Genomic DNA, 22,895 nt, shown 5'->3' on the forward strand with positions numbered 1-22,895 from the left:
AAAGAGGAAGGAATATGACAAAAGACGTGCTGATTACAATCAGTGGCATCCAGATGATAGACGAAGAGGACTCCGATGTGGAAATGATAGTAAGGGGAGATTATTATCAGAAGAATGGAAAGCATTACATCCTCTACGAAGAGATGATGGAAGGCTTTACAGGCAAAGTCAAGAACGTAATCAAGATATCCCCTTCCGGAATGGACATAATTAAAAAGGGAATCGCCAACACCCATATGCAGTTTGAGAAGAACAAGAAGAATCTTTCATGCTACACCACTCCCCTGGGCGATATGGTGGTGGGCATTCAGGCTAACCGGATTAAGATTAATGAAGAACCGGACAGTCTGATGGTAAATGTGGATTATTCCCTGGATATCAATTATGAGCATTTGTCCGATTGCAGTATCCGTCTGGATGTCCAGTCCTGCCCGCAGTGACAAGGTACGGAATACACCGTGCAGCGACGTGGAATGAGATACAATCGGGAATAAAAAAGAAGCGGCGTGACTGCCGCTTCTTTTTATTTCTTATCTTTCTTATTTTTTTTAAATCTTGCGAAGAATCCCTTCTTCTTTGGCGGAGCCGGAATCGCGCCGCCTCTCACGCTTTTAATCTCAGTGATGTAGATACCGCTGATGACTACCTTGGCCTCGGTCTTCACTGGCAGGGAGTCAAAAACACGTCCGTCTGCAATGAGGGTCATGACCTTGGGGCCAATCTTGGCTTTGACCACAGGGACCTTTGCCCAGCGCATGTACTTGGGCGTCTGGTCAGTCACTACCTTGGGAAGCCCGGCCTGTGTGATTTTCATCTTCTTCTTGTCAATGACAAGTATGGATGCGGTCTGTGCGGCTGCATCTAACAGCTGCTGCTGTTCCACCTGGCGCTTCTGGAGCTTGTTTCCCAGAAAGTAGAGAACAGCCAGGGCAACCAGGGCAATGATAAGAATGACAATCAGTACACTTAAAATTGTCTGAGCCATGGGGTTTACCTCCAACCTATGTAATTATAGTACCATTCCCCTCGTTAAACTATCTACAACCCCAGGGGACATTCTATAATAGTATATCATTTTCAACAACAAATTGCAAGCAAAAATCCTTGACACCTTGACAGGTCTGTGTTATTATGGAGTGTGCACTATTGTGGCGACGTGGGCTTTTTGCGCCCTCTCGTACGGTTTTAGGCTGTATGGCGCCCAATTACAGAGAACGACAGTGATATTTTGCTGCATCCGGCGTCCGGTTCGGCGTTGGATTGAGATGGAAATATTGCGAACCAAATTAGAAAACAGGGGTGAAACGTCAATGGAGAAAAGCAGAATACGTCCGGTACCGGCCGGGAAAAGCGTAAGAATGAGCTATTCAAGACAGAAAGAAGTTCTTGAAATGCCTAACTTGATTGAGATTCAAAAAGACTCCTACCAGTGGTTCTTAAAAGAAGGACTGAAGGAGGCATTTGATGATATCTCTCCCATAGCGGACTTTGCAGGCCATCTGAGTCTGGAATTCGTTGACTTTACATTGTGCAGGGATGATATAAAGTATACCATCGAAGAGTGTAAAGAACGGGACGCAACTTACGCCGCACCACTTAAGGTAAAGGTAAGACTGTACAATAAAGATAAAGATGAAATGAATGAACACGAGATTTTCATGGGCGACCTGCCCCTGATGACAGATACCGGTTCCTTTGTGATTAACGGTGCTGAGCGTGTTATTGTCAGCCAGCTGGTACGTTCCCCTGGTATCTACTACGGTATTGGCCATGATAAAGTGGGTAAGGAACTGTATACCTGTACTGTCATCCCCAACCGTGGCGCATGGCTGGAGTATGAGACAGATTCCAATGACGTATTTTATGTACGTGTAGACAGGACCCGTAAGGTGCCTGTGACTGTGTTAATCCGTGCCCTGGGATTCGGAACCAATGCGGAAATCCTGGAACTCTTCGGCGAGGAGCCAAAGCTCTTAGCCAGCTTCGGAAAGGACACCTCGGATAATTACCAGGATGGCCTTCTGGAATTATATAAGAAGATTCGTCCCGGTGAGCCGTTATCTGTTGACAGTGCCGAAAGTCTCCTTAACAGCATGTTCTTTGACCCCAGAAGATATGACCTTGCAAAAGTCGGCAGATATAAATTCAATAAGAAGCTGTCCTTTAAGTACCGCCTGAACGGACAGGTACTGGCAGAGGATGTGGTGGATACCGCCACAGGCGAAATCCTGGCAGAGGCAGGCACCAAGCTGAACAAGGAATCCGCCATGCAGATTCAGAACGCGGCAGTTCCCTATGTATGGGTGGATGGTCCTGACAGAAAGCAGAAGGTCCTCTCCAACATGATGGTGGAGCTTTCCGCCCATGTGTCCTTTGACCCGGAGGAAGCAGGCGTTACGGAGTTAGTATATTACCCCGCCCTGGCTTCTATCCTGGAAGAAGCTGGCACCGATGAGGAGGCCCTTAAGGAGGCTGTCCGCAGGAATATCCACGACCTGATTCCAAAGCACATTACAAAGGAAGATATCCTTGCTTCCATTAACTATAATATGCATCTGGAGGAGCAGGTGGGCAATGCAGATGACATCGACCATCTGGGCAACCGCCGTATCCGCGCCGTAGGCGAACTTCTTCAGAACCAGTACCGCATCGGTCTGTCCCGTATGGAGCGTGTGGTGAGAGAGCGTATGACCACCCAGGATATGGATGGCATCACGCCCCAGTCCTTAATCAACATCAAGCCCGTGACCGCGGCTGTAAAGGAGTTCTTCGGAAGCTCCCAGCTGTCCCAGTTCATGGACCAGAACAACCCCCTGGCTGAGCTGACCCATAAGCGCCGTCTCTCCGCCCTGGGCCCCGGCGGTCTGTCCAGGGACCGTGCCGGATTCGAGGTTCGAGATGTACACTACACCCACTATGGACGTATGTGCCCCATTGAGACGCCTGAAGGTCCTAACATCGGTCTGATTAACTCTCTGGCAACCTATGCCAGAGTGAACCAGTACGGCTTTATTGAGGCTCCTTACCGCGTGGTGGATAAGACCACTGACCCGGCGAGCCCGAGGGTAACGGATGAGGTGGTGTACCTGACTGCTGACGAGGAAGATAACTTCGTTGTGGCACAGGCAAATGAGGCCCTGGATGAGGAAGGCCACTTCATACACAACAATGTATCCGGACGTTTCCGTACAGAGACATCCGAGTTCCAGAAAAAGACCATTGACCTGATGGACGTATCTCCCAAGATGGTATTCTCCGTTGCTACGGCCATGATTCCTTTCCTGGAGAACGACGATGCCAACCGGGCCCTGATGGGTTCCAACATGCAGCGTCAGGCAGTGCCCCTTCTGACCACAGAGGCTCCTGCCGTTGGTACTGGTATCGAGGCCAAGGCGGCTGTTGACTCCGGCGTGTGTGTGGTAGCCAGGAATGCAGGGGTGGTAGAGCGCTCCGCATCCAATGAAATCATCATCCGCAGGGACAGCGACGGCAACCGCGATGTGTACCATCTGACCAAGTTTAAGAGAAGCAACCAGAGCAACTGTTACAACCAGAAGCCGATTGTATATAAGAACGACCACGTGGAGGCCGGAGAGGTAATCGCAGACGGTCCGTCCACTGATAACGGCGAGATTGCCCTTGGCAAGAACCCGCTCATCGGATTCATGACATGGGAAGGCTACAATTACGAGGATGCGGTTCTTCTGTCCGAGCGTCTGGTTCAGGAAGACGTCTACACCTCCGTCCATATTGAGGAGTATGAGGCGGAAGCCCGTGACACCAAGCTGGGACCGGAAGAAATCACCCGCGACGTACCGGGCGTGGGCGAGGATGCCCTGAAAGACCTGGATGAGCGCGGTATTATCCGTATCGGCGCAGAAGTCCGCGCAGGAGATATCCTGGTAGGAAAGGTTACTCCCAAGGGCGAGACTGAGCTGACCGCAGAGGAGCGCCTGCTGCGCGCTATTTTCGGCGAGAAGGCAAGAGAAGTCCGCGATACCTCCCTTAAGGTGCCTCACGGCGCATACGGAATCATCGTGGATGCAAAGGTATTTACCAGGGAGAACGGAGACGAGCTGTCGCCGGGCGTGAACCAGACCGTGCGTATTTACATTGCCCAGAAGCGTAAGATTTCTGTTGGTGATAAGATGGCAGGACGTCACGGCAACAAGGGTGTTGTTTCCCGTGTGCTTCCTGTTGAGGATATGCCTTTCCTGCCCAACGGACGCCCTCTTGACATCGTGCTTAACCCGCTGGGCGTGCCTTCCCGTATGAATATCGGACAGGTGCTGGAGATTCACTTAAGCCTTGCTGCCAAGGCTCTGGGCTTCAACGTATCCACTCCGATTTTTGACGGTGCAAACGAGAATGACATTATGGATACCCTGGAAGTGGCCAATGATTACGTGAACACGACCTGGGATGAATTTAAAGCAAAATACGAGGACCTGCTGAAGCCTTCCGTTATCGACTACCTGGGCGCCCACCTGGAGCACAGGGAGCTTTGGAAGGGTGTGCCCATCAGCCGGGACGGTAAGGTGCGTCTGAGGGACGGCCGTACCGGCGAGTACTTTGACGGCGCTGTTACCATTGGGCACATGCATTACCTGAAGCTGCACCATCTGGTTGACGATAAGATTCATGCCCGTTCAACCGGCCCATACTCCCTGGTTACACAGCAGCCTCTGGGCGGTAAAGCCCAGTTCGGCGGACAGCGTTTCGGAGAGATGGAGGTTTGGGCACTGGAGGCATATGGCGCTTCCTATACCCTGCAGGAAATTATGACCGTTAAATCCGACGACGTTGTGGGCCGTGTGAAGACCTACGAGGCCATCATCAAGGGAGAGAATATCCCTGAGCCGGGCGTACCCGAGTCCTTTAAGGTACTCCTTAAGGAGATGCAGTCCCTTGGCCTGGATGTACAGGTACTGAGGGATGACGGCACCGAGGTCGAGATGAACGAGAATATTGATTACGGCGATACAGAGCTGCGGGCCATGTTAGAGGGCGACCGCCGCTTCGAAGAGAAAGAGTCCTATGCCGAATTCGGCTATCAGGAGCAGGAGTTTAAGAATGACGAGCTTGTGACTGTGGACGAGGAAGAGGAAGTAAGCGCCGATGATTACACCGAAGAGGCTGATGACGAGGATGAGTTATTCCTGGATGAAGCTGCTGACGGTGAAGACGAAGAATAGAAGGGAGTAAATGCTCATGCCAGAAACTAATGAAACTTATCATCCAATGACATTTGATGCCATTAAGATTGGTCTGGCCTCCCCTGATAAGATTCTGGAGTGGTCCCACGGTGAGGTGAAGAAGCCGGAAACCATCAACTACAGGACATTGAAGCCTGAGAAGGACGGTCTGTTCTGTGAGAGAATCTTCGGGCCTAGTAAGGACTGGGAGTGTCATTGCGGTAAATATAAAAAGATTCGTTATAAAGGTGTTATCTGCGACCGCTGCGGCGTAGAGGTGACAAAGGCAAGTGTCCGTAGAGAGCGTATGGGCCACATCAAGCTGGCTGCTCCCGTATCCCATATATGGTATTTTAAGGGGATTCCCAGCCGTATGGGCCTGATTCTGGACATCTCCCCCAGGACACTGGAGAAGGTGCTGTACTTTGCATCCTATATTGTTCTGGACCCAGGCTCCACCAGCCTGCAGTATAAGCAGGTCCTGTCCGAGAAGGAGTACAGGGAGGAAGTGGAGAAGTACGGCGGCACCGGCGGTTTCCGTGTGGGAATGGGCGCCGAGGCCATCCAGGAGCTGCTTAAGGCCATTGACCTGGAGAAGGATTCCGCTGACCTCAGAAGGGCCCTGGCGGATTCCACCGGACAGAAGCGCGCAAGAATCATCAAGAGGCTGGAGGTAGTGGAGGCATTCCTTACCTCTGGCAACCGTCCTGAGTGGATGATTATGGATGTGATTCCCGTTATCCCGCCGGATATCCGTCCCATGGTACAGCTGGACGGCGGACGTTTCGCCACCTCTGACTTAAATGACTTATACAGAAGAATCATCAACAGGAACAACCGTCTGGCAAGACTGCTGGAGCTTGGCGCGCCGGATATCATTGTCCGCAACGAGAAGCGTATGCTCCAGGAGGCAGTGGACGCCCTGATTGACAACGGACGCCGCGGCAGGCCTGTAACCGGCCCGGGCAACAGGGCTCTTAAGTCCCTTTCCGATATGCTAAAGGGTAAGCAGGGCCGTTTCCGCCAGAACCTGTTAGGCAAGCGTGTGGACTATTCCGGACGTTCCGTTATCGTGGTTGGACCTGAACTTAAGATATACCAGTGCGGTCTTCCAAAGGAAATGGCCATTGAGCTGTTCAAGCCCTTTGTAATGAAGGAGCTGGTTTCCAACGGAACCGCCCATAATATAAAGAACGCCAAGAAAATGGTAGAGAGGCTGCAGCCCGAGGTGTGGGATGTGCTGGAGGATGTTATCAAGGAGCATCCCGTTATGCTGAACCGCGCCCCTACGCTCCACAGACTTGGTATCCAGGCATTTGAGCCTATTCTGGTAGAGGGCAAGGCCATCAAGCTGCATCCCCTGGTGTGTACGGCCTTCAACGCTGACTTTGACGGCGACCAGATGGCTGTCCATCTGCCCCTGTCCGTAGAGGCCCAGGCAGAGTGCCGTTTCCTGCTCTTAAGCCCTAACAACCTGTTAAAGCCTTCTGACGGCGGCCCTGTGGCTGTTCCTTCCCAGGATATGGTGCTGGGTATCTACTACCTGACCCAGGAACGTCCGGGAGCAAAGGGCGAGGGCATGGTATTTAAGAGTGTCAACGAGGCAATCCTGGCATATGAGAACCAGGAGGCAACCCTGCATTCACGGGTTAAGGTAAGGGTCAGCAAGACCATGCCGGACGGCACGGTGAAGACGGGAACCATTGAATCCACCATTGGACGTTTTATCTTCAATGAAATCATTCCCCAGGACCTGGGATTTGTGGACAGAAGCATTCCGGAGAACGAGCTGAAGCTGGAAGTGGATTTCCACGTTGCAAAGAAGCAGTTAAAGCAGATTCTTGAAAAAGTCATCAACGTACACGGCGCAACCCAGACAGCCGTTACCCTGGATGACATCAAGGCCATTGGATATAAATATTCCACCAGGGCGGCCATGACCGTATCCATTTCCGACATGACCGTGCCTGAGAGCAAACCCAAGCTGATTGAGGAAGCACAGGCAACCGTGGACCGTATTGCGAAGAACTACCGCCGCGGACTCATCACCGAGGAAGAGCGCTACAAAGAAGTTATCGAGACCTGGAAGACCACCGATGACCAGCTGACACACGACCTGCTGACCGGCCTGGATAAGTACAACAACATCTACATGATGGCTGACTCCGGAGCCCGTGGTTCTGATAAGCAGATTAAGCAGCTGGCAGGTATGCGGGGACTGATGGCAGATACCACCGGCCATACCATTGAGCTTCCTATCAAGTCCAACTTCCGTGAGGGACTGGACGTATTGGAGTACTTTATCTCGGCTCATGGAGCACGTAAGGGTCTGTCTGATACGGCTCTGCGTACGGCTGACTCAGGTTACCTGACCAGACGTCTGGTAGACGTATCACAGGATTTGATTATCCGTGAAGTGGACTGCTGCGAGGGCAGGGATATCCCATACATGGAAATCAAGGCTTTCATGGATGGAAACGAAGTAATCGAGGACCTGGAAGAGAGAATCACAGGACGCTATATCGCTGAGACCATCACTGACCCGGATACGGGAGAGGTTGTGGTCAAGGCTAACCATATGTGTACGCCGAAGCGCGCAGCAGCTGTCATGAAGGTGCTGAATAAGACAGGACGAAAGTCTGTAAAGATTCGTACCGTCCTCAGCTGCAAGTCCCATATCGGTGTGTGCGCCAAGTGTTACGGCGCCAACATGGCAACGGGCCAGCCTGTACAGGTGGGCGAGGCTGTCGGCATCATCGCGGCACAGTCCATCGGCGAGCCCGGTACACAGCTTACCATGCGTACCTTCCATACGGGCGGCGTGGCCGGCGGCGATATCACACAGGGTCTTCCCCGTGTGGAGGAGCTTTTCGAGGCCCGTAAGCCAAAGGGCCTTGCCATCATCACCGAGTTCGGCGGCGTAGTGCAGATTAAGGATACAAAGAAGAAGCGCGAGATTACGGTAACCGACAATGAAACCGGCAATGCCAAGACCTATCTGATTCCTTATGGTTCCAGAATCAAGGTAATGGACGGCCAGGTGCTGGAAGCCGGCGACGAGCTGACAGAGGGCAGCATTAACCCCCATGATATCCTTAAAATCAAGGGTGTCCGTGCGGTGCAGGATTACATGCTCCAGGAAGTACAGCGTGTATACCGTCTCCAGGGCGTGGAAATCAACGACAAGCATATTGAGATGATTGTTCACCAGATGCTTAAGAAAATCAAGATTGAGGAGAGCGGCGACAGCGATGTGCTGCCGGGCGTATCCATGGATGTTCTGGATTATAACGAGATGAATGAGGCATTGATTGCCGACGGCAAGAAGCCGGCTGAAGGCAGACAGGTCATGCTGGGTATCACCAAGGCATCCCTGGCAACGGATTCCTTCCTGTCAGCAGCATCCTTCCAGGAGACCACCAAGGTTCTGACCGAGGCAGCCATCAACGGCAAGGTGGACCACCTGATTGGCCTTAAGGAGAACGTAATCATCGGCAAGCCGATTCCGGCAGGTACGGGCATGAAGCGTTACCGCAAGGTGAAGCTGGACACAGACGATTTGATTTCCGATGAAATCATGCTGTCTGAGGACGACGAACTGGTACTCTCCTCTGAGGATGAGAGCGGCAGCGGGCTCACTGAGGACAATGTTGCCGAGGAAGTGCTGGGAATGGACGATATGGCGGATGTGGATGAGGAAGACGCTGTCATAGAGGAAGAATAATCATAATGCTCTGGGAAGGGACATAAAATGTTTCTTCCCGGAGCATTTTTTTTGTGTGCGGATTCTGCTGTTTTTTGCTGTTATTAAGGCATATACTGCCCTGCCAGGCGTGTTTCAAGGGGATTGGAGCTGGAAATTGCGAAAAAAATAAAGAAATTCCTTGACAGAATTTTTTTGCATGTATATAATGATATGGCGTGCTGAAACACGTAATGTTTTCGTGCGCAAAAAGCTGATATACAGCAACCGCAGACAATATCACAGGAGGTGAAAAGAATGCCAACATTTAACCAGTTAGTGAGAAAGGGAAGACAGACCAGCGTTAAGAAGTCTACTGCACCTGCTCTGCAGAGGGGTTACAACTCCTTACAGAAAAAGGCTACAGAGGTTTCCGCTCCACAGAAGCGTGGTGTTTGTACAGCTGTTAAGACAGCTACCCCTAAGAAGCCTAACTCAGCACTCAGAAAGATTGCCAGAGTACGTCTTTCCAATGGCATCGAAGTTACAAGCTACATCCCAGGAGAGGGTCACAACCTTCAGGAGCATAGCGTTGTACTGATTCGTGGAGGAAGAGTAAAGGACCTTCCAGGTACCAGATATCATATCGTAAGAGGTACCCTGGATACAGCAGGTGTTGCAAACAGAAGGCAGGCCCGTTCCAAGTACGGCGCTAAGAGGCCAAAAGAGAAGAAATAATTTAGTTAGACCGCAAATTTAACTTGTAGGAATTATGCCGGAATGATGATATTGACCTGTAGGTTGCAGGATTATATATTGTAGTACCGTGCATGAGACACATAAGTGGGCCAGGCGGGAGATACAAGGAAGCACCATGCGTGGTGTCGCGCAAAAAGACGCGTCCGTTTCGCAGGTGCACTTGATCGCTGGACTCGTGAGAGACCTCGTCAGGCGCTCAATGTGAGTACCTATGATTTAATGAAACGCTGTTAGGAATCTGCAGCGCAGGTTTTAACAGTTCTATTAAGGAGGGAAGTAACGTGCCACGTAAAGGACATACTCAGAAAAGAGACGTTCTGGCAGACCCAATCTACAATAACAAGGTTGTTACCAAGCTGATTAACAACATTATGTTAGATGGTAAGAAGGGTGTTGCACAGAAAATTGTATACGGCGCATTTGACCGTGTTGCAGAGACAACCGGCAAGGACGCTATGGAAGTTTTTGAAGAAGCAATGAACAACATCATGCCTGTTCTGGAAGTTAAGGCAAAACGTATCGGTGGAGCTACCTACCAGGTGCCAATCGAGGTTAGGCCTGAGAGAAGGCAGACACTGGCTCTTCGCTGGATTACCCTCTACTCCCGTAAGAGAGGCGAGAAGACCCAGAAGGACAGACTGGCAAATGAAATCATGGATGCTGCCAACAACACAGGTGCGTCTGTAAAGAAGAAAGAAGACATGCACAAGATGGCAGAAGCAAACAAGGCATTTTCACATTTCCGTTTCTAATCTCTGGAATGTGTTTAACCTGTTTGATTATTTAAGGAGGAAAATCCCTTGGCTGGAAGAGAATATCCATTGGAGAGAACCAGGAATATCGGAATCATGGCCCATATCGATGCTGGTAAGACCACAACGACTGAGCGTATTCTGTATTACACTGGTGTAAACTATAAAATTGGCGATACCCATGAAGGTACTGCTACCATGGACTGGATGGCTCAGGAGCAGGAGAGAGGTATCACCATTACTTCCGCTGCAACCACTTGTCACTGGACCCTGCAGGAAAACTGCAAGCCGAAGCCAGGTGCATTAGAGCATCGTATCAACATCATTGATACTCCAGGACACGTTGACTTCACTGTTGAGGTTGAGCGTTCCCTGCGTGTACTGGACGGCGCTGTAGGCGTGTTCTGTGCAAAGGGCGGTGTAGAGCCACAGTCTGAGAATGTATGGCGTCAGGCAGACACCTACAATGTACCCCGTATGGCCTTCATCAACAAGATGGACATTCTGGGTGCGAATTTCTACGGCGCAGTAGACCAGATTAAGACCAGACTTGGCAAGAATGCAATCTGCATTCAGCTGCCAATCGGCAAGGAAGATGATTTCAAAGGAATCATTGACCTGTTTGAAATGAAAGCCTACATCTATAATGATGATAAGGGCGACGATATATCCATCATTGATATCCCTGAGGATATGAAGGATGATGCCGAGTTATACCGTTCCGAGTTAGTAGAGAAAATCTGCGAGCTGGATGACGATTTAATGATGACATATCTGGAGGGCGAGGAGCCTGACAATGATGACCTTAAGAAAGCCTTAAGGAAAGCTACCTGTGAGTGTGCCGCTATTCCGGTATGCTGTGGTACTGCTTACAGAAATAAGGGCGTTCAGAAGTTACTGGATGCAGTTATCGAATTTATGCCTTCACCGTTGGATATCCCTTCTATAAAGGGTACTGACCTGGACGGCAACGAGGTTGAGCGTCATTCCTCTGATGATGAGCCATTTGCTGCTCTTGCATTCAAAATCATGACCGACCCATTTGTTGGTAAGCTGGCATTCTTCCGCGTGTATTCAGGAAGCCTGAACTCCGGTTCCTATGTACTGAATGCAACAAAGGGCAAGAAGGAGCGTGTTGGACGTATCCTTCAGATGCACGCCAACAAGAGAAACGAGCTGGACAGGGTTTACTCCGGTGATATCGCAGCAGCAGTTGGCTTTAAGGTGACTTCCACCGGTGATACCATCTGTGATGAGAAGAATCCGGTTATCCTGGAGTCCATGGAATTCCCAGAGCCGGTTATCGATATCGCTATCGAGCCTAAGACCAAAGCAAGCCAGGATAAGATGGGCGATGCGCTGGTTAAGCTGGCTGAGGAGGACCCGACCTTCCGCGTACGTACCGATGAAGAGACTGGCCAGACCATTATCTCCGGTATGGGCGAGCTCCATCTGGATATTATTGTTGACCGTCTGCTCCGTGAGTTTAACGTTGAGGCAAACGTAGGCGCGCCTCAGGTTGCTTACAAGGAGACATTTACCAAGGCTGTTGATGTTGACAGCAAGTATGCGAAGCAGTCCGGCGGACGTGGACAGTACGGTCACTGTAAGGTTCACTTCACACCAATGGAAGCAAACGCAGAAGAAACCTTCAAGTTCACTTCCTCCGTTGTGGGCGGTGCTATTCCGAAGGAATACATCCCTGCTGTAGGAGAAGGTATTGAAGAGGCATGCAAGACCGGTATCCTTGGCGGATTCCCAGTGCTGGGCGTTCACGCTGATGTATACGATGGTTCTTACCATGAGGTTGACTCCTCTGAGATGGCATTCCATATTGCCGGTTCCATGGCATTCAAGGAAGCTATGCACAAGGGCAACCCAATCCTGCTTGAGCCTATCATGAAGGTGGAAGTAACCATGCCGGAAGACTACATGGGTGATGTTATCGGTGATATCAACTCACGCCGTGGACGTATTGAGGGTATGGAAGACATCGGAGGCGGCAAGATGGTCCGCGCATACGTTCCGCTGTCAGAAATGTTCGGATATTCTACGGATCTTCGTTCCAGAACACAGGGACGCGGAAACTATTCCATGTTCTTTGATAAGTATGAACCGGTTCCGAAGAATGTACAGGAAAAAGTACTTTCCGACCACAAGAAATAAGATAGATTCTTGATAAAAGGCTTGTAAACTAAAGGAAAATAGAATATAATGGTTGATAGCCTGACATTAACTATAATAGCCCACTATACAGGGCGCAAATTAAGGAGGACGTTATAAAATGGCTAAAGCTAAGTTTGAAAGAAACAAACCTCATTGTAACATTGGTACCATCGGACACGTTGACCATGGTAAAACAACTTTAACCGCAGCAATCACAAAGACTCTTCATGAGAGATTAGGTACCGGCGAGGCTGTTGCTTTCGAGAATATCGATAAGGCTCCAGAAGAGAGAGAGCGTGGAATCACTATCTCTACTGCACACGTTGAGTATGAGACAGAGAACAGGCATTACGCACACGTTGACTGCCCAGGACATGCTGACTACGTTAAGAACATGATTACTGGTGCTGCTCAGATGGACGGCGCTATCCTGGTTGTAGCTGCTACCGATGGTGTTATGGCTCAGACAAGAGAGCACATCCTGCTGTCCCGTCAGGTAGGCGTTCCTTATATCGTTGTATTTATGAATAAGTGCGACATGGTTGATGACCCAGAGCTGCTTGAATTAGTAGAGATGGAAATCAGAGACCTGCTGAATGAATATGAGTTCCCAGGCGATGACACTCCTGTAGTTCAGGGTTCTGCTCTGAAAGCACTGGAAGATCCCAAGAGCGAGTGGGGCGACAAGATTCTTGAGCTCATGAAGGCTGTTGACGAGTGGGTACCAGACCCAGTTCGTGAGACAGACAAGCCATTCCTGATGCCTGTAGAGGACGTATTTACCATTACCGGCCGTGGTACTGTTGCTACCGGTAGAGTAGAGCGTGGAACTCTGCACCTGAATGACGAAGTTGAAATCATCGGTATCCATGAGGATGTTCGCAAGAGCGTTGTTACTGGTATCGAGATGTTCCGTAAGCTGCTTGACGAGGCTCAGGCCGGCGATAACATCGGCGCTCTGCTGCGTGGCGTTCAGAGAACTGAAATCGAAAGAGGACAGTGTCTGTGCAAGCCAGGTTCCGTTAAGTGCCACAACAAGTTTACCGCTCAGGTTTACGTTCTGACCAAGGACGAGGGCGGCCGTCATACTCCTTTCTTCAACAACTACCGTCCACAGTTCTACTTCAGAACAACTGACGTTACTGGCGTTTGCGATTTGCCAGAGGGTGTTGAGATGTGTATGCCTGGCGATAACGTAGAGATGACCGTAGAGCTGATTCATCCAGTAGCTATGGAGCAGGGTCTTCGTTTCGCTATCCGTGAAGGCGGAAGAACCGTTGGTTCCGGCAGAGTTGTAAGCATCATCGAATAATCCCGGTAAGCTTATACCTTTATTTATCATAAATTGATATATCTGAATTGATATTATGCCCAAACAGTAAGATTCCCCCGGAAGATAATCTTCCGGGGGTTTTTGTGATGCATGGGGTGAAGGCTGTCCCCAAGCAGTTATCAGTTTACCAAAATGTGAACCAAATCATCCCAGGCACAGGTCCGTGTCCCATGTATAGGCTCCTTTTGAGGTGTCAAAGCCATAGAAGTCAGCAAATGACAGTCTGAAGATGCTCCGGCCGTCTGTTGGCAGCTTAATCTGGTTTTTAATCAGATACTGGTAAATGCCGCTGCCGGATATATTTCCCACCAACAGTATGCTTTTCAGTACGCCGTCCTCCACCAGGGCTTTCCTGTAGTTTTTGCTGTCCTCCTCTGTTATGGTCATGGTGGTGCTGTCCAGCCGGTTAATGTCCCCGATGCAGAGAGCCGGCAGGCCGAAAAAGTTCATGGTGTTCTTCATGGCATATGTGTCCTCATAGGGAGTGGAGATGCCGTACATGTTTTTGGCGGCAATAACGCCCTGCTTCATGGCATTGGGCCAGATGCCGGACAGGCCGCATACATCCCCGGCTCCATAGATTCCTGGAACAGAGGTAGCAAGATACCGGTCCACCGTGACGGCCCTGCCTGTCTCCACGCCGCAGTGCTCCAGAAAACGGATTTCCGGGCGGACCCCTGCGGCTGCAATGATAAAGTCGCAGGCCAGCTCTTCCCCGTCTTCCAGAACCAGGGCGCTTACATTGCCCTGGGAATCCAGGCGGGTCCGGGCTGCCCTGGCTGACAGCCGGAAGCTGCATCCGTGGTCTTCAAAGAGCCTCTGGTACTCAGCGGCAGCTTTGGCATCCAGCTGCAAGGGAAGGATGCGGTCAGCCATTTCCACGATTACAGGGGAGATTCCACGCTCCATAAGGGCGTAGGCTGCGTCCATGCCCACCAGGCCGGAGCCGATTATCACCGCCTTGGTCCCGGGCTTTACAGCCTTGTCAATGGCCTGGGCGTCGGATAAATCACGGAAGCCATAGACATTTCCCGCCTCCTTAAGACCAGGTACGGGCGGAAGAAGGTAATAGGCGCCGCTGGCCAGGAGGAGCCTGTCATAGGAGAGGGAAGAGCCGTCGTCAAGACGGATGCAGCTTTCACCGCAGTCCAGCCCCACCATGGCCTTACCGGGGTGCCAGGTGATGTTATTTTCTTCAAAAAAGCCGGGAGAGATAAAGCTGATTCCCTCTGCATCCCGTTGGCCGCTCACGTATTTGTGGAGCATACAGCGGGAGTGGACCTGGCTGTCCTTTGATACCAGGATGATTTCACCGTCCCTGTCCAGCTGGCGCAGTGTCCTGGCTGCGCTGATGCCGGCAGGGCCGGCTCCTACGATAACATATCTCATGACTGCACCTCCTCAATCCAGATTGCTTTTTTGGGACAGGCCTTTACACAGCTGGGTTCGCCGCCGCTGTCTTTACAAAAGTCGCATTTGATGATGCGGCTTCTGGTGGAGGTGTCAGGCTTAAGGACACCAAAGGGGCAGTTCATCACACACATAAAACAGCCGGCGCATCGTTTTTCATCGTATTCCACCATTCCTGTTTCCGGGTTTTTTGATAGAGCGCCGCTCATGCAGGAGCTGGCGCATTCCGGTTCATCGCAGTGGCGGCAGAAGATTGGGCGGTAGGAACCGTCCGGCTGCCGCCGTATGAAGCAGCGGCTTTCATTGGAAGGGTCTGTCAGGTCCAAATCATATATACTGCCTTTGTCCGCCCTGTGGGCATTCATACAGGCAAGTGTGCAGTTCAGGCAGCCGTCGCACTTGCCGGCGTCAATCCATATCCGTTTCATAGCCACCCCTCCTATAGGTTTAATGCCTGTCTTTTCTCAATGATAATCTGTTCAAGGATATCCGCGGACCGGACAGCGTCGCTGTTTACGATTACCTGTCCGCCTGTAAGGGACTTCATGTCTTCGGTGAGGACCTTTGTCACCAGGCTGCTGCCGGTGATAAACGGAGGAAGTCCCAGATGGAGGGGCAGGCCCAGGGCCAGTCCGAAAGCGCCGTCTGCCAGTGCCTGTTCCTCCAGCCACTGGGCGGCTGAGAGCACCAGGGGGAGCTGAGGAATATCGATGTTAAGGGCCTGGGCCAGTTCCGTGGCAACCATTTCCAGCCTTCCGATGGCCAGACAGGGGCCGAAATTCAGCACCGGAGGAATTCCAAGGGATTCACAGACCGCCCGGAGTCTGGGACCTGCCAGGCTGGCTGCCTCAGGTGTCATGAGACCGCAGTTTTCCAGGCCCCCTGAGGAACATCCCGCTGTCAGCACCAGAATATCCCTGGCAATCAGCTCCTTTGTCAGTTCCACGGTCAGCACGTCATGGCCGCCTGCTGTCAGGTTGGAACATCCGACCACCCCGGCGATTCCCTTGATATCCCCGGATGCAATAAGGTCAATAAGAGGTTTCCAGCTGCCGCCCAGGAACTTTTTCAGGGATACTTCGCTGACGCCGGTGATGGTGTTGGCATTGCCGTGCTCCGGGAAAAGGTTTAAAGGAACCTCCGCTCTGCGGGTTTTATAGGATTCCAGTATCTCATCCAGGATTTCACGGCTGATGCGTTCGCGGTCCTCAAACACAAAGGGCTTTAACTGGGCATTCTGCTTCTTGGCCACGTCGTCCAGGCAGATTTGCTTTATATTCAGACGGTCGCAGATTGGCTCAATGCCCGGAAGGGTGCAGTTGAACTCGCTGAGTACAGCGTCAATGGCGCCTGTGGCCAGGACAGCCTCGCTGGTGTAGTTGTTGCCTGCATGTCCGCTGAATATATCCTGATAGTGGACGCCCCGCAGCTGCAGGTCCTGGCCCACGCAGGTGCATCCCACCAGACGGAATCCCCTGGCTCCCGCTTCCTTCGCCATCTCCTGGATTTTGGGGTCCTTAAGCTGTTCCTGGAGATGGACAAAGATGGAGTGCTGGTGTCCGGTAATCATGATGTTGATGTAGTCCGGGTCAATGACTCCAAGGCCTACCGGGGCAGGGATGATTTCGGGCTCGCCCAGCATAACGTCATTGATCAGGTTGGTCAGCATCAGCCCGTATACGCCGGTGGAAATGCCCAGCTTAAGGCAGTGCAGCAGCATGTCCGTTGGGTCTGAATTCAGGTTGGTGGAGCATTTTACCACACCTGCGCAGACCTCGGACTTGGCGCCTCCGGGCAGGATTCCCAGCTCCTTCCATCTGGCCAGCCGGGGGGCATAGGCCAGCTTCTGCTGGAGCTTCATGGGGATGTAGTCAGGAAGATATAAGTCGTCTAAAACTGCCTGGGCCACGGCTGCGGCACGGGTGTGCGGGTCGCCCTGGGGGATTCCGAAGAGTCCGCAGAGATGCTCTAAGGCATTCATTCCCTTTATGGGGCCTTTGGACAGGGCTGTCTGCTTTAAATTCAGGGCGGTTGTCTCCACTACGTGGATATAGCAGCCTGAACCTGCAGCCACGGCGCGGAGAAAATTCCTGGCCACAATTACGTCGGCGGAAGCGCCGCAGATTCCATGAGGCGCTTCAGGCGTGATGCGGCAGGGACCGTTGGAACAGAGGCGGCAGCATACGCCCTGCAGGCCGAAGCCGCATTTGACGGACTGTCCTTCAACCCTGTGGTGGGATGTTTCCATGGGAAGACCTGCTATGTAACCTTCCAGTGGTTTGTCTGCGCTTTTGCAGGTGGTGCAGCTGTAACAATGATTCATGATGGATACCTCCTGTTTAACTGTATGGTTTGGTGGGTTAATATATTGTAAAGTGGATAAAAATTATCTACTTTAGAAACGAATAAAAAGGCTGTACTGGCCGGGAATAGCTGAGACAGCCGGGGAAGGTGGGAAAGCCGGGAACAGATGGAGCAGCCGGATATCAGCACGGTCCGTTGAAAAGCTGTTCCAGAGATGTGCGCCGCAGTTCCTCCTCCAGCACATGCTGCACCCTGGCCAGTTCCCAGTGGACACTGCAGCCGTTGGAATTGGCGGCATAGCCGCACTGGAATTGACCGCCCAGGCAGGGGTTGAGAAAAAATTCCTCGTCCGCAGCCTGTATAATGTCCAGAAGGGTCAGGCCCTCCAGGCTCCGGCTCAGCATACACCCGCCACCGGCGCCCCTGCGTATGGACACCAGGCCGGACCGCTCCAGCTTTTTCAGTATCTTGTATGCAAACTGCTTCGGCACCTTTTCGCGCAGGCATATCTGCTCAATGGTAAGCTGTTCCCCATCCTTCAGGGCGCGGATGATGCGGATTGCATAGTCGGATTCACGTGTTATCATCATAGTAAGGCCACCTTATTGTTAAAAATGTAACAAATCATATATACTATTATAACAAAGTTGACAAAAATTATCAAGTATAAAAATGGTTTTTATACAAATTGTTGACACTGCAGGGGCAATGTGGTATGCTAATTCTCCATCCGGCTTTTACGCCAAAAGCACACTGTTTTTGGGGATAAAGCCCATTTGGTATAACAGGATTGTGGATAAAACGGATTGTGGATAAACAGGGGGTATCATGAGCAGAGAGCACAGCTTGACAGAGGGAAACATTCTTACATCTCTGATGGGATTTGCGCTGCCGGTTTTGGCGGCGCTGTTTTTGCAGACCATGTACGGGGCAGTGGATATGATGATTGTGGGGCAGTTCAGCCATGCCGCGGAGGTGTCTGCTGTGTCCACGGGCAGCTGGATTATGCAGACCATAACAACGGCCATTGTGGGGCTGGCCATGGGTACCACCATTCTTCTGGGAAGGAGGATTGGGGAGGGGCAGCCTGAGGAAGCCGGCCGGGTCATGGGCGCCAGCATATGGATATTCGCAGTTATCGGCATCCTGGTCACCGGGGCCATGCAGTTTTTGGCGGTTCCCTGCACTGCATGGATGCGGGCGCCCAGGGAGGCCTTTGACAGTACGGCGGTGTATGTGAAGATATGTTCCGCGGGCTCGCTGTTCATCGTGGCCTACAATCTGCTGGGCAGTATATTCAGGGGACTGGGAAATTCCAGGCTTCCCCTTATATCCGTGTCCATTGCCTGTCTGGTAAATATCGCAGGGGACCTGCTGCTGGTGGGAGTATTCCACATGGCCTCCGCCGGAGCGGCCATAGCCACGGTCTTTGCCCAGGCAGTCAGCGTGGTGCTGTCAGTTATGATTATAAAGAAACAAAAGCTCCCCTTTGCCTTTCGCAAGGAGAGCATCCGCTATGACAGACAGCTGGCCGGCCGGGTGGTAAAACTGGGATTCCCCATTGCCTTCCAGGATGTGCTGGTGTCCATATCTTTCCTGGTCATATCCGCCATTGTCAATACGCTGGGAGTGATTCCGTCCGCCGGTGTGGGCGTGGCTGAAAAACTCTGCGGTTTCGTACTGCTGGTGCCGTCTGCCTACGGACAGGCCATGTCGGCGTTTGTAGCCCAGAATATCGGCGCCAGAAGGCCGGACCGGGCCAAACGGGCCCTGGCGTACGGCATACTCACCTCCCTGGGGGTAGGGGTGTTCCTGGCATATTTTGCATTTTTCCATGGGGATGTGCTGGCAGGCGTTTTCTCCAGGGACCGGCAGGTGGTGCTGGCGGCAGCGGACTATCTGCGGGCATATGCCATTGACTGTCTGCTGGTGTCCTTCATGTTCTGCATGACAGGCTTCTTTAACGGGTGCGGAAGGACTGCCTTTGTCATGTTTCAGGGAATCGCAGGGGCCTTTGGGGTCCGCATACCGGTATCCTATCTCATGAGCCGCCTGGTACCGGTGTCCCTGTTTAAAATCGGGCTGGCCACACCTGCCTCCACCCTGCTCCAAATCCTGCTCTGCGGCATATATCTGAAGGTGCTGAACCGGGACCCGCTGCTGCGGGGAAAGGGGGATTCTACCAGTCTCCCTCGTCAGACCGGATAATCCGGATGAACCTGGCTGTAAGCGGTATATAACTTATGACAAAAGATAGGAAGACGGCTCGCAGGACCGTCTTTTTCTTTTCCGCAGGCACGGTCATGCCGATGCAGATGCCCAGGGACAGGAGACAGAATTTTAACAGTCCGATGGTTTTCCAGTCGGACTCCCAGATGTACTGGTTGGCGCAGCGAATCAGTTTTTTCATAGGTGTTCCTCCTTCTTTTGAGCGCTTATTATATGGTTTCTTATACCTACAGTTTAGCACAAGGAAGGGCCGGATGGAAGGGGTCCTTGACAGGTTCGAAAAAACATGCTACCATAAAATGCAGGATTTACTATACGGAACAGAGAACGGACAGAACATAATGGTACTGAAAGCATACAGGGAAGGGCCCGGGCAGAAACGGGAGCCTATATATAGAAGAATCGGAGCATCAGGACGGCAGAGAAATCTGCCGTCTTTTAATTTGCGAATTTATTCCGATGCAGTGAGAAAGGACTAAAATCATGGAAAAGAAAAAAACAACGGCCAGGATTGCATTCAGCCTGGGAGAGATTGTGCTGGGAAATGTGATGTACGCAGCGGCAGTGGTGCTGTTTATCGTGCCAAACGGGCTGATTACCGGGGGGACCACGGGACTGGCCCTCTTTGTGAACCATACCCTGGGCATCCCCATCAGTCTCTTTGTCAGCGTGTTCAACGCGGCCATGTTCCTTCTGGGCGCATGGGTGCTGGGGAAGCAGTTCGCCCTGACGACCGTACTCAGCACCATTATATACCCGGTCATCCTGGGCGTGCTGGAGGGAAGCGGATTCGGTGGCTTTGTGCTGGAGGAGAAGCTGGTGGCAGTGCTATATGCGGGCCTGCTCATTGGCGGAGGAATCGGTATTGTGATGCGGGCCGGAGCATCCACCGGAGGCATGGACATACCTGCCCTGGTGCTCAAGAAAAAGCTGGATGTAAATGTGTCCATGACCCTGTATCTTATGGACTGTGTGGTTCTGGGGCTCCAGCTGATTGCGGCTGATTCCCACGCCATTCTCTACGGAATCATACTGATTATTGTATACACCATGGTGCTTAACCAGGTCCTAATGTCGGGTAATGCCAGGATACAGGTGAAGATTGTCAGCAGAAAGCATGAGGAAATCAACCGCCTCATAGCGGAGCGCATTGACTGCGGAACCTCCCTTCTGCACATGGAGACCGGTTATCTCCACAGGGAGCAGGAAATGATACTGGCAGTCATTTCCAGGAGGGACTTGCCCAGACTTAACAATCTGGTTATGGATGAGGACCCGGAAGCCTTCATGATTATCAACCAGATTAATGAAGTAAGGGGAAGAGGATTTACCCTGAAAAGGGTGTATAAGGATGCCCGGCAGTAAAGCACATGCAGCCTGCATCACATGCTGCGGAATACGGGTATGTAGAGCAGCAGGGTAATGGCCATGGCTGCCGCGCACAGCAGAATCAGCGCATTGACCGCAATTAAGGACATATGGGGGAAGAGCAGCAGGAGGAACAGCACCACAAAGAGCAGTGCGGTACAGCACTTGCCGAACCATTTGGCGCCGTTCAGCTTCTTGCCTTCCCTGAGCTTGATGGCTCCCATGACCAGCATAAAGCCTTCCTTCAGTACAAAGAGTACCAGAAGGAGCAGAATCAGGGGATAACGGCTCCACAGGCAGAGCAGGATGGCCCCGTGGGTCAGCTTATCCGCAAGCGGGTCCAGAAATTTGCCGAACTCTGTAATCATGTTGAATTTTCTGGCAATCATTCCGTCGAACATGTCGGTGATTGAGGAGACGCCCATGACAATGGCAGCCCTGTAATAGTCTGCGTCTGTGGAGGCTTTCAGGTACAGCCACACAAATACAGGAATCATGATTAAACGGAAATACCCCATCAGGTTGGGGATGGACAAAAGCTCTTTTTTCGAAATACGCCTCATAATACAGCCCCCCTCTTTGAAAATGGCAATTATTTAATTTAATTTTACTACATTTCTTGCTAAAAGAAATATTTTTTTTTATAATAAGATTAAATTAAATTTTCATAGGGCGGGCGGCATAAGGAGGAAGGAAAATGGCAGAAGATTTTTTGTTGAAAATAAGAGGCGGGTATAACCAGTTTACAAAAGCGGAGAAAAAGGTGGCTGATTATATCCTGGGCAGCCCCAGGAAAGTTCTGTTCATGTCCATCACGGAGCTGGCTGAGGCCTGCGGGGTAGGGGATACCAGTGTGTTCCGCTTTTGCAAAACCATGAACTGCAAAGGATACCAGGAGTTTAAGATGCTTCTGTCCCTGAGCCTCCATGAAGGAAAGCAGGGGTTCGGACAGATGGAGAGCGACATAAGCCTGGAGGACTCCTTCTCACAGGTGGCGGAGAAGGTGCTGAATTCCAATATAAAGGCCCTTAAGGAGACTCAGTCCCTGTTAAAGGAGGCCGTGTTCAGACGGGTTATCGAGTCCTTCCACAAGGCCGGACGCATCTGCTTTTACGGAGTGGGCACCAGCATGACAACGGCCATGAAGGCGGCGGATAAGTTCCTTAAGATTGAGCCGAAGGTTTACTGCTCGCCTGATTCCCATATGCAGGCCATGATGGCATCCACCATGTCCAGGGGCGAGGTGGCTGTTATTTTCTCCTATTCCGGGGCGACCAAGGATACCATCCATGTGGCCCAGCTGGCCAGGCAGGCAGGGGCGGCCATTGTCTGCGTAACGCGGTTCATCAAATCCCCGCTTACGGCCTATGCGGACCTGACGCTCCTGTGCGGCGCCAACGAAAGCCCCCTGCAGGCAGGCTCGTCCTCGGCGGAAATCAGCCAGCTCTTTCTGATTGACATGCTGTATACGGAATATTACAGGACCTACTACGACCGGTGCAGCGTGAACAATGAAAAGACCTCGGCATCTGTCATGGCAAAGCTGTGCTGAGAGGGGGAAGGTACGAAGCCCGCGGAAACCAAACGGAAAATTATTCAGGAAACCAATCAGGAAACCAATCAGAAAACCAATCAGATACGTGTCTAAACACAGATGTTCCAGGCCGCGCCCCATAATCAGGGAGTCTGCCTGGAAC

17 protein-coding genes are annotated in these 22,895 nt (G+C 51.7%); 10 read left to right on the forward strand and 7 right to left on the reverse strand.

From position 1 onward, the window contains the following. The first annotated feature begins 14 nt into the window (after positions 1 to 14). Positions 15 to 440 (forward strand): DUF1934 domain-containing protein, encoded by a 426-nt coding sequence (locus tag FGS84_RS06000; protein ID WP_138306769.1) that lies wholly within the window; start codon positions 15 to 17, stop codon positions 438 to 440. Between the two features lie 83 nt (positions 441 to 523). On the opposite strand, the gene FGS84_RS06005 is transcribed toward FGS84_RS06000, so the two are convergent. Next, positions 524 to 985 (reverse strand): hypothetical protein, encoded by a 462-nt coding sequence (locus FGS84_RS06005; protein ID WP_138306770.1) that lies wholly within the window; start codon positions 983 to 985, stop codon positions 524 to 526. Positions 986 to 1,310: 325 nt separating this feature from the next. Here FGS84_RS06005 and FGS84_RS06010 point away from each other — a divergent pair, with 325 nt between their 5' ends. From FGS84_RS06010 to tuf, 6 genes are all read left to right on the forward strand, one after another. After that, positions 1,311 to 5,195, forward strand: a complete 3,885-nt coding sequence (locus FGS84_RS06010) for a DNA-directed RNA polymerase subunit beta (RefSeq protein ID WP_138306771.1) — start codon at positions 1,311 to 1,313, stop codon at positions 5,193 to 5,195. Positions 5,196 to 5,211: 16 nt separating this feature from the next. Next, on the forward strand, positions 5,212 to 8,919 hold the full coding sequence (rpoC, locus tag FGS84_RS06015; RefSeq protein WP_138306772.1) for a DNA-directed RNA polymerase subunit beta': 3,708 nt from the start codon (positions 5,212 to 5,214) through the stop codon (positions 8,917 to 8,919). Between the two features lie 276 nt (positions 8,920 to 9,195). Further along, positions 9,196 to 9,615, forward strand: a complete 420-nt coding sequence (rpsL, locus tag FGS84_RS06020) for a 30S ribosomal protein S12 (protein WP_002568228.1) — start codon at positions 9,196 to 9,198, stop codon at positions 9,613 to 9,615. Between the two features lie 302 nt (positions 9,616 to 9,917). Next, entirely contained in the window at positions 9,918 to 10,388 is a 471-nt protein-coding gene (gene rpsG, locus FGS84_RS06025; protein WP_002568226.1) for a 30S ribosomal protein S7, read from the forward strand. A 48-nt stretch (positions 10,389 to 10,436) separates the two neighbouring features. Next, positions 10,437 to 12,554 carry an elongation factor G gene (gene fusA / locus FGS84_RS06030; protein WP_138306773.1) on the forward strand — a complete coding sequence of 706 codons (2,118 nt, stop codon included), beginning with the start codon at positions 10,437 to 10,439 and terminating at the stop codon, positions 12,552 to 12,554. A 118-nt stretch (positions 12,555 to 12,672) separates the two neighbouring features. After that, on the forward strand, positions 12,673 to 13,866 hold the full coding sequence (gene tuf / locus FGS84_RS06035; protein WP_138306774.1) for an elongation factor Tu: 1,194 nt from the start codon (positions 12,673 to 12,675) through the stop codon (positions 13,864 to 13,866). 165 nt (positions 13,867 to 14,031) lie between these two features. On the opposite strand, the gene FGS84_RS06040 is transcribed toward tuf, so the two are convergent. The 4 genes from FGS84_RS06040 to FGS84_RS06055 form a co-directional block, all read right to left on the reverse strand. Next, a complete protein-coding gene (locus FGS84_RS06040) occupies positions 14,032 to 15,276 on the reverse strand; it encodes an FAD-dependent oxidoreductase (RefSeq protein WP_138306775.1) in 1,245 nt (414 codons plus the stop codon). Beyond that, entirely contained in the window at positions 15,273 to 15,725 is a 453-nt protein-coding gene (locus FGS84_RS06045; protein WP_138306776.1) for a 4Fe-4S dicluster domain-containing protein, read from the reverse strand. Before FGS84_RS06045 ends, FGS84_RS06040 begins: the two co-directional genes overlap by 4 nt. An 11-nt stretch (positions 15,726 to 15,736) precedes the next feature. Next, the gene (gene cooS / locus FGS84_RS06050) at positions 15,737 to 17,620 is read right to left on the reverse strand and encodes an anaerobic carbon-monoxide dehydrogenase catalytic subunit (RefSeq protein WP_138306777.1); all 1,884 of its coding nucleotides are present in this window, start codon (positions 17,618 to 17,620) and stop codon (positions 15,737 to 15,739) included. Positions 17,621 to 17,783: 163 nt separating this feature from the next. Beyond that, positions 17,784 to 18,191, reverse strand: a complete 408-nt coding sequence (locus FGS84_RS06055) for an Rrf2 family transcriptional regulator (protein ID WP_138306778.1) — start codon at positions 18,189 to 18,191, stop codon at positions 17,784 to 17,786. A 238-nt stretch (positions 18,192 to 18,429) separates the two neighbouring features. Between FGS84_RS06055 and FGS84_RS06060 the strand changes: the two genes are divergently transcribed. Next, entirely contained in the window at positions 18,430 to 19,809 is a 1,380-nt protein-coding gene (locus FGS84_RS06060) for an MATE family efflux transporter (protein ID WP_138306779.1), read from the forward strand. Here FGS84_RS06060 and FGS84_RS06065 read toward each other — a convergent pair. After that, on the reverse strand, positions 19,781 to 20,011 hold the full coding sequence (locus tag FGS84_RS06065; protein WP_138306780.1) for a permease of phosphate ABC transporter: 231 nt from the start codon (positions 20,009 to 20,011) through the stop codon (positions 19,781 to 19,783). The genes FGS84_RS06060 and FGS84_RS06065 overlap by 29 nt on opposite strands. A 302-nt stretch (positions 20,012 to 20,313) precedes the next feature. Between FGS84_RS06065 and FGS84_RS06075 the strand changes: the two genes are divergently transcribed. Continuing rightward, a complete protein-coding gene (locus tag FGS84_RS06075) occupies positions 20,314 to 21,195 on the forward strand; it encodes a YitT family protein (protein ID WP_138306781.1) in 882 nt (293 codons plus the stop codon). Positions 21,196 to 21,212: 17 nt separating this feature from the next. Here FGS84_RS06075 and FGS84_RS06080 read toward each other — a convergent pair whose 3' ends face one another. Next, positions 21,213 to 21,761, reverse strand: a complete 549-nt coding sequence (locus FGS84_RS06080) for a CDP-alcohol phosphatidyltransferase family protein (RefSeq protein ID WP_138306782.1) — start codon at positions 21,759 to 21,761, stop codon at positions 21,213 to 21,215. A gap of 134 nt (positions 21,762 to 21,895) precedes the next feature. On the opposite strand from FGS84_RS06080, the gene FGS84_RS06085 reads away from it, so the two are divergent. Beyond that, positions 21,896 to 22,750, forward strand: coding sequence for a MurR/RpiR family transcriptional regulator (locus FGS84_RS06085; RefSeq protein ID WP_138306783.1), 855 nt, complete (start codon positions 21,896 to 21,898; stop codon positions 22,748 to 22,750). Positions 22,751 to 22,895: the final 145 nt, after the last annotated feature.

This window comes from Clostridium sp. 1001271st1 H5, from assembly GCF_005845215.1.
GTDB lineage: Bacteria > Bacillota > Clostridia > Lachnospirales > Lachnospiraceae > Enterocloster.

What these genes read in the sequence shown, in the direction of transcription:
- FGS84_RS06000 (WP_138306769.1), top strand. Translation starts at nt 15, where the DNA reads ATGACAAAAGACGTGCTGATTACAATCAGTGGCATCCAGATGATAGAC.
- FGS84_RS06005 (WP_138306770.1), bottom strand. Translation starts at nt 985, where the DNA reads ATGGCTCAGACAATTTTAAGTGTACTGATTGTCATTCTTATCATTGCC.
- FGS84_RS06010 (WP_138306771.1), top strand. Translation starts at nt 1,311, where the DNA reads ATGGAGAAAAGCAGAATACGTCCGGTACCGGCCGGGAAAAGCGTAAGA.
- rpoC (WP_138306772.1), top strand. Translation starts at nt 5,212, where the DNA reads ATGCCAGAAACTAATGAAACTTATCATCCAATGACATTTGATGCCATT.
- rpsL (WP_002568228.1), top strand. Translation starts at nt 9,196, where the DNA reads ATGCCAACATTTAACCAGTTAGTGAGAAAGGGAAGACAGACCAGCGTT.
- tuf (WP_138306774.1), top strand. Translation starts at nt 12,673, where the DNA reads ATGGCTAAAGCTAAGTTTGAAAGAAACAAACCTCATTGTAACATTGGT.
- FGS84_RS06040 (WP_138306775.1), bottom strand. Translation starts at nt 15,276, where the DNA reads ATGAGATATGTTATCGTAGGAGCCGGCCCTGCCGGCATCAGCGCAGCC.
- FGS84_RS06045 (WP_138306776.1), bottom strand. Translation starts at nt 15,725, where the DNA reads ATGAAACGGATATGGATTGACGCCGGCAAGTGCGACGGCTGCCTGAAC.
- cooS (WP_138306777.1), bottom strand. Translation starts at nt 17,620, where the DNA reads ATGAATCATTGTTACAGCTGCACCACCTGCAAAAGCGCAGACAAACCA.
- FGS84_RS06055 (WP_138306778.1), bottom strand. Translation starts at nt 18,191, where the DNA reads ATGATGATAACACGTGAATCCGACTATGCAATCCGCATCATCCGCGCC.
- FGS84_RS06060 (WP_138306779.1), top strand. Translation starts at nt 18,430, where the DNA reads ATGAGCAGAGAGCACAGCTTGACAGAGGGAAACATTCTTACATCTCTG.
- FGS84_RS06065 (WP_138306780.1), bottom strand. Translation starts at nt 20,011, where the DNA reads ATGAAAAAACTGATTCGCTGCGCCAACCAGTACATCTGGGAGTCCGAC.
- FGS84_RS06075 (WP_138306781.1), top strand. Translation starts at nt 20,314, where the DNA reads ATGGAAAAGAAAAAAACAACGGCCAGGATTGCATTCAGCCTGGGAGAG.
- FGS84_RS06080 (WP_138306782.1), bottom strand. Translation starts at nt 21,761, where the DNA reads ATGAGGCGTATTTCGAAAAAAGAGCTTTTGTCCATCCCCAACCTGATG.
- FGS84_RS06085 (WP_138306783.1), top strand. Translation starts at nt 21,896, where the DNA reads ATGGCAGAAGATTTTTTGTTGAAAATAAGAGGCGGGTATAACCAGTTT.